This window comes from Chitinispirillales bacterium ANBcel5 (genome assembly GCA_029688955.1).
In the GTDB taxonomy this organism is placed as follows: Bacteria; Fibrobacterota; Chitinivibrionia; order Chitinivibrionales; family Chitinispirillaceae; genus Cellulosispirillum; species Cellulosispirillum alkaliphilum.
Map to the genome: position 1 here is coordinate 95,635 of JARUKZ010000005.1, position 12,394 is coordinate 108,028.

Here is a 12,394-nt window from a genome sequence, read left to right on the forward strand (position 1 = left end):
CCATCGACAGTGGTACTTCATTTACCGTCAGGTATTCAAACCGATATGTGGGATTACAGCGGATTCACTCTCTTTTTCCCCGCCGAACTATAAACGTTACGGATACCTCTTTTTCAATACCTGAAAGCACTGTAACGCTTAGTGAATCAGATGTATATGAAGGTATTGAAGTCTCCGGGTTTAAATCGTTTGGTGTTTCCGTTGGCAGTTTTGGTGAAGTGAGCCTTGAACAGGGCCTTGATATTTCTGCTGGTGGTGAAATTCAGCCCGGCACTCAGCTGCGTGCCCATCTCACCGATCAGGGATCATCAATGGAAGGAAGCACCCGGGAGATAAGTGATTTTGATATGATCTATGTTTCCCTTACCAATCCTCTGTTTAACATAACCCTCGGCGATCAATTCGCCAGATGGCCTTTTGAGGGGATTCTTTCTGGAAATAAAAAAATCAAGGGGTTATCTGCATCATACACTCCCTCTTTTGGAACCGTATCAGCATTTGGATCGTTATCTGAAGGAAGGCGTACGGTCCAAACTATCCGGGGAAGAAGTGGCACTCAGGGTCCCTATTACCTTACCGGCCGGGGTGAGCCGGGAATAATTTCGCCGGTGGATGGAACGGTTAGAGTACAGATGAACGGAAAAGTTTTAGAGGAGGGCAGGGATAATCACTTTGTAGTAGATTATGATTTTGGAACTATTACATTCACCCCAAGGGTGCTGATAAGGGATGATGCCATAATAAGAGTAGAATATGAATACAAAACCTATGATTATAGAAGATCTCTCCTGGGGGGAGATGTTGGTTTTTTCAATTCCGACTCCTCATTAGCATTACGCGGTGTGCTCTGGACAGAAAGTGACAATAAGAACCACCCTGTTGACCTCGTTTTGAGTGATGATCACAAAGAACTTCTTAAAGATGCGGGTGATCAAAAAATATATGCCCCTGTCGCCATACCTGTTTCTCCTCTGGAGTTTTCCGAAAGAAGCTCGATGTTTCCCCTTTATAGGAAACAGAAAGACACTCTCACCGGAGAAGATATATTCATTCACGTTCCTCAAAACCCTCCACCACCGGATAGTATCAGAACCTTTTATGAAGTTTATTTTTCTCGTGCAACCGGTGATAATACAGGGTCTTATGAAATTGATACCACCAGAAGGCATCCAAATCAGGACATTTATCGATATGTAGGTTCCGGCAAAGGAGAATACACCCCCTACTCACCTGTTCCTGCCCCCATACGAGAAACTGCCGGTGAGCTTGAAATGGCCTATAGTTCACCCAACTTAAATATTAACATAAACTTAGCCGGAAAAGAGCATAACAGAAATCTTTTCTCTGATATCGATAATGACAACAATCTCTCTTCAGCAGCTAAGGTAAACTTTTCTGCTGGCAATCTCACCAGAGAAAACCCCAGTGTTTCTTTGGATGGAAGCTATTATTTCAGGTCCAGAAACTTCTCTGATGAATTGCTTTCTGCCCACGACAGAAGACAACGGTGGGGAGAGGAATCAACTGAAAACGAAGATATGGTTCAAAACCAGTATTGGGAATCAAACATTGGGTTTTCCCCATTTTCATCCCTGATTTTCAGAATCGGTGCGGGCCAAAGTTTCAGAGATTCTCTCAGGGAAACAGAGAAGATACAATCAAACACTGACCTCTATTTTTTTGAGGAGAGGCTGGGTTTAAATCATACTGCTACTGTTTTCAGACACCATCTGTCTCATACTCATCTGACACATCGCCAAAACAGCCGTATTTCTCTGAGACTTAACACCATGGATTTAAGCCTTATTCACCGGGATGAATGGTTTCTGGATACGCTGTCTGCAGGAAGAGGAAAAGTGACAGGAGGTGCTGAGTTTACCTTTCATCCTCTAAACCTAACACAACGGTTTGAATATTCACAATTTAGAAAAGGTGAGATGTTTCCCGGTGTGGTGGATACCGGTTATTCTGTTGGATGGGATCAATCCTTTAGCCACTCCCCTGTTGATGGCTGGTCTCTTACGGGTGAGAGCAGATGGCACAGAGTAAAACATCATGGCCAAAGCAGCTCCTCTACCCTACTGCTGTATCTTTTAAGCGAAGTCCAACCCCAGCAAAGTGGGTTTTCCTCCAGACAGGAGTTCCGTAGTAACCAGGAGCAGGCCTCATTGTTTATTCAGGTACCGGTGTATGCTGGCAGAGGTTTGGGAACACATGTCTATGACAGTCTAAGAAACGAATATGTGCCACGTAAAGCCGGTGATTATCAGATGAGAGAGATGGAGGTATACGACAGAGTATCTGAACAAAGGATTCGTAAAAGCACATTCAATGCTGACTGGTACTTTTCCCCGCAAAGACCGGTGGATGGTATACTTGGCGATCTATCCTACCAGGGGGTTGTAACTCTTGAGGAGCACGTTGATGCGGCCAATTCTAGTCTGAAATCGAGGTTTCCCGGAATTCTTTCCCTTTCATCTAACCGGAACAACAGATGGGATGATGATGTTCAATACGCTTTTTTGTCTTACAGACAGGATGTTAACTGGAATCCCAATATAGCATACAGAGCAAACCTTTATCTTCTCACCTCACTTCGTCAGCTTAGAAGTTACCGGGAAAAAACGGTAGAGCCAGGACTGTCAGCGCAGAGAAGATTCAATTCCCTCACTCTGGATGCTAACGCTAAATATGTTCGTATCAACCGGGAGGATTCATCGGGCTATTTTCGTTCAAATAATAATTTTGAAATTCACGACGTGAGTCTTGAACTGATTCAAAGGCAAAGACTTGGCCATGATTTTGAGATCTATTTAAGGGAAAATTTGGGCTTTGCCTATAAAAGCCAGAGATATTCATCGGCGCCGAAAATAAGTGACAACCTTTATTTCCAGATCCGACCAGGCATCAGTTGGCGTTCTGGTGGCAGAGGCTTTGCTGAATTTTCTTATACTTTTTCCCGTGTTCCTCAATCCGGAGATCTGGACTACCGAATGGCAGGCGGGTTTTCTTCAGGTACTTCTCATGTTTTCTCTCTTTTTGCCGATGTCCAAACGGGAAACAACTTCTCTGTGGGAGGAAGCTACAGGGGTGAGGTTAATAAACCATATGGCAGTTCAACTTATGGAGATTTTACTCATATTTTCTCGATTCAGGCACGGGCTTTTTTCTGAAAATATGAGAGGTCTGTAACCGAAATAGTGAGGATTTTGATTGCTTTTTTTATCTTAGATATTTATATTGTTTGGGCTTTTTCAAATATGGAATTGGTAATGGGCTAGTAACTCAATGGTAGAGTATCGCCCTTTTAAGGCGAGAGTTGAAGGTTCGAGTCCTTCCTAGCTCATTTTTCTAACCTTACCAAAGCCCCCCAAAAAAAGATCCTTACAGTTCTTGGATAAATTCCTAAAGACATACAATACACAAATTTTTTAATCAGAACTTTTTATAGTAATTTCACATTCTGATAAGTAACTGTATCCCGGATTCTCAACAGGAAATCGTTTTTAATGAAAATCGACAACTTTTCTAATATATGGAACAGTGGAACGCTTCCACAGATAACTGAGTACCTGAGAGAAAAACCTGAAACCGCTTTTTTCAACGGTTTATGCGGCTCTTGTGATGCTATGGTCCTCAGTGACCTTTTTATACAGTCCGAATCTTCAATACTGGTGATGGTAGAAAACAGTAAAAAGGCAGAAACCCTTGCCGAAGAGTGCAAAACGTTTCTCAACACTGATCAAATACTGGTGTTTCCAGGAAGAGATTCTGTTCCCTACAATATGAAATCCCCCTTTGGGCCCACCGTGGAAGCCCGTTACAGAGTACTCTCCAAGCTGCTTAATGGGGAAAAAACCTTAATAATCACTCCATACACCTCGCTTTTGCAAAAAATTATTCCCGGGCGTAACCTGTTCAATAATACTATCCGCCTTGAATCGGGGGTTGATCTATCCATCTCCTCACTTGCAAAGTGGTTAACCGACAGTGGTTTCCACCGAGAAAATCAGGTTACTGATCTGGGTACCTTCTCTATCAGAGGTGGAATAGTTGATATCTATCCTTTTTTGGCTGAAAACCCCTATCGTATTGAATTTTGGGGAGATACTGTAGAGTCCATACGAGAGTTTGATGTGTTTTCACAAAAAAGCCGGGCTCCAAAAAAATATATCGAAATAGTTCCCATGAAGGAATTCTGTTTCTCCGCTGAGCAGATCGACTCTGCAATTGAAGAGATGCTTAGTTTTGCAGAGGTAAAAAATTTAAACTCCGCAGCCGTGCATAAATTAGAACATCAGTGGAAAGTTGTAGGTGATTATGAAGGCATAGAGTGGTTTTTTCACTGGTTTGATGTTAAGTCTTCATCCATACTGGACTATCTCCCCGCAGATGCGGTGATTGTGTGGGATGATATAGTTCCCCTGGAGCGCAGACTTGATGAAGGACGACAAAATTATTACCGGCATCTTGAGCGGTCTCCTGAGCTGTTTAAGAATTTTTTATCCAAACCAGATAATCTCCTCTTTTTCGATGAGGAGATTGAAGAAGAACTTTCATTTTATCATCAGATATTTGTCGACACTCTCGATTTTCCACCAAATAGTAAGGAATTTTCGTTTTCCTTTAGCGAACAGCCCAATCTTCAGCGTGAACTGAATCCAATAGTCGAAAATATTGAGAACTTTTCCAAGCAAGGGTATCGGACCATTGTACTCAGTGCAAATCTGGGACATGCTGAGCGTTTTGTAGAGCTTTTAGGTGAAGAAACCCACACAATCGAAACATATATCGGATTCCTGAGTCACGGATTTATAAGCCATACACAGAAACTGCTCCTGTATAGCGAAAATCAGATATTTAACCGTACTCACAAACCCATCAGAAGCAAAAAACAGAAAAGTGGTATTCCAATCACCAGCTTTGATCAACTTACCCCTCAGGACTTCGTGGTCCATGAAGAGCATGGTATTGGTAAGTTTATTGGAATAGAGCGCATTCAAACTGCCGATACCGCCTCTGATTGTATGGTTATTCTTTATGCTGATCAGGCAAAGGTGTATGTACCAATTGAAGACTTTTACAAGGTCCAGAAGTATTTAGGGAAAGAATCCCTTGCACCATCTCTTTCCAAACTTGGTTCCTCTTCCTGGGAAAAATTAAAAACCCGTACCAAAGAGCATCTGCGCGAAATGGCCAAAGAGCTTATCGAGCTTTATGCCAAACGCCAGTATCTTGAAGGAATACAGTTTGCCCTGGACAATCTGTGGCAAAAGGAGTTTGAAGATTCCTTTATATATGAAGAAACTACAGATCAGCTTAAAGCTATAAAAGAGGTAAAGGAAGATATGGAATCTTCCAGACCAATGGACCGGCTGATTTGCGGTGATGTTGGATTTGGGAAAACTGAAGTGGCTATGAGAGCAGCATTCAAAGCGGTAATGTCAGGCTATCAGGTTGCAATACTTGCCCCCACGACCATTCTCGCAGCACAGCACCTTTCTACCTTTTCCGAACGTATGTCACCTTTTCCGGTCAAGCTGGCTGGTCTCAGTCGTTTTCAGAAAGCAAAAGAGCAAAAAGGCACCCTTCAAAAACTTGAAAATGGTGAAATTGATATTGTTATAGGCACCCACAGAATCCTTTCACAGGACATTAAGTTTAAAAATCTGGGGCTGTTAATTATAGATGAAGAGCAACGTTTTGGGGTAAAGCACAAAGAAAAACTGAAACAATTTCGCTATTCCGTTGATGTTCTTTCCATGACTGCTACTCCAATTCCACGTACTCTGCATATGTCACTTATTGGAGCCAGAGACCTATCGATTATCACTACTCCTCCAAGGAATCGTCTGCCCATCGAAACTACTGTGGCAGAAAACCATGATGAACTAATCAAAAATGCCATTGAGAACGAACTCGAAAGAGGCGGACAAATATACTTTGTTAATAACCGTATTCAAAACATCCCACTTCTTCAGGACAAACTTGAGCAACTTGTACCAAAGGCAAAAATCGTTAGCGCCCATGGGCAGATGCAGGAGCAGGACCTTGAAATCATAATGAAAGAATTTATTGCCGGCCGTTTTGATATCCTTATTTCTACTGTAATAATAGAAAATGGTCTGGATATTCCCAACGTTAACACTATAATCGTTAACCGTGCTGATACCCTTGGTCTCTCACAACTCTACCAGTTAAGAGGACGTGTGGGCCGCTCTTCAGAACAAGCGTATGCTTACTTTTTAACCCCTTCCTTTAAACAGGTTAATGATATCTCATTAAAAAGACTTAGAGCATTGGAACAATATACTGATCTTGGAAGTGGTTTTCAGATAGCTATGCGTGATCTTGAAATACGAGGGGCAGGTAACATATTAGGAACCAAACAGCATGGATTCATTGCTGCAGTGGGATTTGAACTCTATTGCAGACTTCTTAAGGAAGCTGTTGCAGAGTTACAGGGCAATAAGCCAAAGGTTCCGCAGATCGAAACAAAACTGGATATCTCCCTTGAGGCCTATATTCCTAATGAATACATCTCTGATGGTGCAACTCGCATAGCAGTTTACCAGGAGCTTTCTTCCATGAAGTCTTCCAAAGAAGCCTCAGAAATTGAAATGAGCATTTTAGACCGCTTCGGTCCCTTACCAGAACCGGTAAAGTCTCTTGTTACTCTTATGAAAATCAAAACACTTGCTCAAATCTGTGGGTGTAGCAAAGTAGTAATCAAAAAGGATAGCACTTTAATACTAAATATTGATGGTGAAGAGGATGTTGCGAAGAATAGAATCAAAAACTTCTTTGAAGCTTGTTCCTGCAATTTTGAAATAAGTTATGATAAAGAGATTCAATTGAAAACTTCTCTTATTTCCGATCAAACTGATGTTAGAGCTCAGGAGGTGCTCTCTATTCTAGAAAGCACCGTCTCACAAGTCGCGTAGAATCTTACATAAACCATTATTTATCTTTATGTATGTTCTATTATACTATATAATTCCCTCTGTAGGATTCTCTTTCAGAGTTTTAAATTTTTGCTTTCAAAAACTCTGAAATAAAACGACAAACAGAGTCGAATTAAGTTGTTGAATACATATTTTTTACACTTTTTATCTCAAAAAACGTGTAAGAGAAAAGGGTTTTCTATTTAGGGCTTTTTGATTATTAAAAATGGCACATTTGTTTGTTAGAATAAAGCCTGTTTAAAGGATTTTTAAATAATGCTGAATAAAGTCACTCTGGCACGGTTTTCGCTATTCTTTTATGGTTTTTCTCTCTTTGTACTACTTTTTATTCTGGTTGGATGTAATAACGAACCTGATAGTCCTGTAGTAGCGCGGGTAGGTAATTCGGTTCTTACTCTTGATGAGCTTTATGAAAGCATGCCGCCTGAGTACAGTGAGCTTATTACCCGCGAACAAAATGTCGAATATATTCGTCAGTGGATTGATACAGAAATACTATACCAGGAAGCTAAAAGACAAAGAATTCACAGAGAACCCAATATTAGAGAACGTCTTGAACGAATGAAAAAAGATCTTCTTTCAGCGGAAATGATCAGCAGAGGTGTAGGGTATAAAGGTCATTCAGTGATAACAGAAGAGGATGTTAGAAATTATTATTACAAAAACAGACACGAATTTATACGGGAACATGATGTTGTGCAGTATATAGAAATTGTGGTAGACAATCTTACCATCGCAAACCAGATCAGAAGAACTTTAAATCACGAAAACTTTTTGGATGTTGCCTATTCAAGATCGAAATTTCCTGTAAATGATCCAAAAAACGCGCCCTATATACCACTTGAAAGTATACATCCATCAATACGTAATGCGATACATAGTTCTCCGGTCCCTACTATTACATCACCCGTAAGAACAGATAAGGGCTACCATATAGTTAAAGTATTAAACAGATTGGAAAAAGGTGATATCGCAACATTCGATGAAGTTCAACATCAAATTTCCAATTACCTTTCTAACTACACACAACAAAAAGAGGCCAAAAATACTCTTGCTGAGTTGCGTCTAAGAAATGATGTGGAACTAAACTTTGATATCATCCCCGGTTCCCGGAACTACCTAGAGTATGAGGATGTCTCAGAAGAGTATTCTGAATAAATTTTATTGGTTCAGCCGTAACTAAAACGCCTTACTATAAGGAGAATTATTTGTGAAATTCCTTACCGTGACCATTCTTATTATTACTTCTCTCTCCTTTTCTTTATATGCACAAGAAGAGATAACTACTGAAAAAAACCAATCCGTGCAAACTGAAGCTGAAGTAGCTGAAGCTGAAGTAGCTGAAGCTGAAGTAGCTGAAGCCGAAGTAGCTGAAGCCGAAGTAGCTGAAGCTGAAGTAGCTGAAGCTGAAGTAGCTGAAGTAGCTGAAGCTGAAGTAGCTGAAGCCGAAGTAGCTGAAGCCGAAGTAGCTGAAGCCGAAGTAGCTGAAGCCGAAGTAACTGAAGCCGAAGTAACTGAAACTGAAGTAACTGAAACTGAAGTAACTGAAACTGAAGTAACTGAAACTGAAGTAACTGAAACTGAAGTAACTGAAGCTGAAGTAGATGAAACCGAAGTAGATGAAGTAACAGAGGCTGAAACAGCTAATGCCGAAATAACCGAAGATAAAACTGAACCAACTACCAAAACAGATGAACCCACCCGTCTTGATGGTATAGCTGCTGTTGTTGGAGATGAAGCTATTCTTCTTTCTGAACTTGAAAGTTACACGCTTCTTCGCCTTAATAACGAGCAGATAAATCCCATGTCTGTAGACCTTGAGAAGATCCGCCAACAGTTTCTTAATGATCTAATCGATAATAAAGTTCTTCTTGTTCAGGCTAAATCAGACAGCGTTTATGCTGTAAGTGATGAAGAGGTAGAACGAGCTTTAAACAACCACATATCTACTCTTTTAAGACAAAATAATCTTACCATGGAAGGACTTGAGAAAGAGATCAAAAGACAGCAAGGCATTTCTCTTGTCCAATTCAGAAGACAGATGAGATCTGCTATTCACGAACAACTACTCATGCAAAGACTTCAGCAAAGCATCTACTTTGGTACCAATATAACCAGACGTTATGTAGAGAACTTTTATGAAGAATATAAAGATAAGCTACCTACGGTTGGAGAAAGTGTTAATTTATCCAAACTATCCATACGAATGAGCGCATCTCAATCGCGTACGGAGAATGCTTTTAGAAAAATCAATGAGATAAAAAACAGATTAAATGCCGGAGAAGATTTTGCGGAATTAGCTAAAGAATATTCCGAAGGACCGGAAGCTTCTAATGGTGGTGAACTCGGTTTTATAGCCAGGGGAACAATTAATGAAAGAGCGTTTGAAGATAAAGCGTTTTCACTCTCACCAGGTCAGATTAGTGAACCTTTTAAAACCAGACTTGGATTTCATATTATCGAAGTTATTGAAAGAAGGGAAAGAGGGGTAAGAGTTCGCCAGATATTTTTAGATCTAACTCCCGGAGAAGAGGAGATTGAAAGCGTTAAGGCCAAACTTACTTCCATTAAAGAAAACATTACTACAGCTGAAGACTTTAAAGAAGCTGCAGAAAAACATAGTTTTGACAGAGTCTCAAGAAGCAGAGGTGGTGAAATTGGATGGGAAACGATCTCTGATCTTCCTTCCTCAGTACGTAGGGCCGTAAACTCTCTTGGGAAGGGTGATATCAGTGAACCTGTACAGGAAAACAACATCATTTCTATCTATAGGGTCAATGACAGAGTCGAAAACAGAAGTCTTACTTTAGATGACGATTATCCTTTCATTTCAGAAAAAGCCAGAGAACTGAAAACTCAGGAAACTCTTCAGGAACTGGTTGAAAAGTGGCGAGAGGAAACTTTTATTGACATTAGAATCTAATTCTTCAGAGTATAGTACTCTTGCATCAATTTATGACAAAGTTATGTGTCATGTACAATATGACTTGTGGGTCAATTTAATAAATAAAATTACCAGAAGATACTGTACAGGCACAGACACTTCTATTTTTGAAATTGGTGGTGGTACCGGTGTACTGGGAAGATCCCTTAAAGAACTTGGGTATAAATATTATGGAAGTGATCTTTCTTTTGCTATGTGCAAAATAGCAAAAGAAAGAAGGGATCTTCCATTTTTTTGTGCAAATGGAACTAATCTGCCTGTAAACAAAAAGTTTGATTTAGTTATTTTTCTCTATGATGGCATCAATTATCTCCACACAACTAACTCATTTTTATCACTCTATAATGAAGTATTCCGTATATTAAAACCTAAAGGGCTTTTTCTTTTTGATGTAACTACAAAATTCAATTCTACCAATAATTTTATAGATTTTTTGGATTACGAAGATTTTGGGAATTTTTCCTATATACGTCACAGTTATTTTGACAAGCATACTTCTTGTCAGTACAATGAATTTACAATTTATAAACAAAAGTCGAAAAACAGTCCTTTATATTACAGGTACAAAGAAAAACATACGCAGAAAGTGTATCCTATTCATTTTTTAGAAAATACAATTCCAAAAAAACTGTTCAACAAAATTGGCATATGGGATGGGTATTCTTTTAATAGGTATTCTTCTTTATCCGAACGGGTTCATTTTTTATTACAAAAGAGTGGTTAATATGATACAGTTTTCTCATGTAACTAAACACTTTGATGATCGTTATCCTGCTCTTAACGATCTTTCTTTTTTTATAGATAAAGGTGAATTCGTATTTTTAACCGGAGCAAGCGGTGCGGGGAAAACCACTCTTCTTAAGCATATCTATATGGAAGAATTGCCTTCAAGTGGACAGGTTCTTGTATGTGGGTATGACTCAAAATCCATCAAATCCAAAAATCTCCCCTACTTACGACGCAAGCTTGGAATAGTTTTCCAGGATTTTAGATTGTTACACGATCGTAATGTTTTTGAAAATGTTGCCTTTGCATTGAGGGTAACCGGCAAATCAGAAAGAGATGTAAAAAGGAAGGTTTTTGAAGTACTATCCAGAACCGGACTCAGTCATAAATGCTCCAATTTTCCCAACCAACTCTCCGGAGGAGAGCAGCAAAGAGTATGTATCGCAAGAGCAATTGTAAATGAGCCTTGGGTGCTTTTAGCTGATGAGCCAACAGGAAATCTAGATTATGCGGTATCCAAAGATATTTTTGAATTACTTCAGATTATCAATTCCTGGGGTACTACAGTGATTATGTCAACCCATGATCTTCAACTCATTAAACCGTATCACTACCGATTAATTGAATTATCTTATGGTAAGCTTACCAAAGGTGCAGACAGTACTTTAAAACCTAAGTTTAAAGGAGCTACTCTATGATCCTTGTGACCGGTGCTGCTGGTTTTATTGGATTTCACGTTACTCAGGAATTATTAAACAGAGGTAAAGAAATTGTCGCTATAGACAGTGTGAATTCTTACTATGAACCTACCCTGAAAGAAAATCGCTTAAAAATTCTAAACGATAATAATAACTTTAATTTCCATAGATTCGATCTCTGTGACTTTGATAAGCTAAAAGCCGTCTTTGATAAATATAAGCCAAAAATTGTTTGTCATTTAGCCGCACAGGCAGGTGTGAGATACTCTCTAAGCCACCCCTTTGCTTACCAAAAGTCTAATAATGAGGCTTTTTTAAATATTATCGAACTCTCAAAAAATTCGAATGTTGAAAATTTTGTTTACGCCTCTTCTTCCTCTGTGTATGGATCAAATACTAATTTACCTTTTTCAGAAAACGACAGAGTTGATAATCCTATCTCTCTATATGCTGCGACCAAACGATCAAATGAACTTGTCGCGCACTGCTATAGTCACCTCTTTAATTTAAACTGTTCAGGACTTAGATTTTTTACAGTCTATGGACCTTGGGGAAGACCAGATATGGCCCTCTTCATTTTTACAAAAGCCATTATTAATAACCAACCTATTGATGTTTATAATAATGGTAAGATGAAAAGAAATTTTACCTATATAGATGACATAGTAGATGGCATACTAAGAGTTTTAGAAACTCCTAAAGAATATGAACTATACAATATTGGTAACAACAGAGCTGAAGATTTACTTCATTTTATTTCTGTTTTAGAACAAAAACTCGGTAAAAAAGCTACCTATAATTTTCTGCCCATGCAGCCCGGGGATGTTAGGGCTACTGTTGCAGATATAGAAAAAATTCGTGCACTCGGTTTTGAACCAAAAACTAATATCGAACAGGGTATAGAAAACTTTGTAAAGTGGTACAGGGAATATTATAGTTAAAAACTTGTATTTTACTATCATTAATTTCCCTATAAATTTTTACTTATGCATTTTAGTATAGTTGATTTATCTTTTTGGTATTAAACTATTTAAGGATAGTAAAACTGTTACTCTTTTGAA

The 12,394-nt window shown here is 39.1% G+C and carries 7 protein-coding genes and 1 tRNA gene; all 8 read left to right on the top strand.

The features are described from left to right. The first annotated feature begins 47 nt into the window (after positions 1-47). The 8 genes from QA601_04140 to QA601_04175 all read left to right on the top strand — a co-directional run bounded on the left by QA601_04140 (position 48) and on the right by QA601_04175 (position 12,274). Positions 48-3,173 (top strand): hypothetical protein, encoded by a 3,126-nt coding sequence (locus QA601_04140; GenBank protein MDG5814255.1) that lies wholly within the window; start codon positions 48-50, stop codon positions 3,171-3,173. A 101-nt stretch (positions 3,174-3,274) separates the two neighbouring features. Beyond that, positions 3,275-3,346: transfer RNA gene (locus tag QA601_04145), tRNA-Lys, on the top strand. A 163-nt stretch (positions 3,347-3,509) separates the two neighbouring features. Further along, positions 3,510-6,944 (top strand): transcription-repair coupling factor, encoded by a 3,435-nt coding sequence (gene mfd / locus QA601_04150; protein ID MDG5814256.1) that lies wholly within the window; start codon positions 3,510-3,512, stop codon positions 6,942-6,944. A gap of 276 nt (positions 6,945-7,220) precedes the next feature. Continuing rightward, complete coding sequence (locus QA601_04155; GenBank protein MDG5814257.1) at positions 7,221-8,123, top strand: peptidylprolyl isomerase; 903 nt, start codon at positions 7,221-7,223, stop codon at positions 8,121-8,123. Between the two features lie 52 nt (positions 8,124-8,175). Next, entirely contained in the window at positions 8,176-9,888 is a 1,713-nt protein-coding gene (locus QA601_04160; GenBank protein ID MDG5814258.1) for a peptidylprolyl isomerase, read from the top strand. Then, complete coding sequence (locus QA601_04165; protein MDG5814259.1) at positions 9,872-10,633, top strand: class I SAM-dependent methyltransferase; 762 nt, start codon at positions 9,872-9,874, stop codon at positions 10,631-10,633. The genes QA601_04160 and QA601_04165 overlap by 17 nt, the downstream gene beginning before the upstream one ends. A gap of 1 nt (position 10,634) precedes the next feature. Next, positions 10,635-11,333 (top strand): cell division ATP-binding protein FtsE, encoded by a 699-nt coding sequence (gene ftsE / locus QA601_04170; GenBank protein ID MDG5814260.1) that lies wholly within the window; start codon positions 10,635-10,637, stop codon positions 11,331-11,333. Next, positions 11,330-12,274 carry an NAD-dependent epimerase/dehydratase family protein gene (locus QA601_04175; GenBank protein MDG5814261.1) on the top strand — a complete coding sequence of 315 codons (945 nt, stop codon included), beginning with the start codon at positions 11,330-11,332 and terminating at the stop codon, positions 12,272-12,274. Before ftsE ends, QA601_04175 begins: the two co-directional genes overlap by 4 nt. Positions 12,275-12,394: the final 120 nt, after the last annotated feature.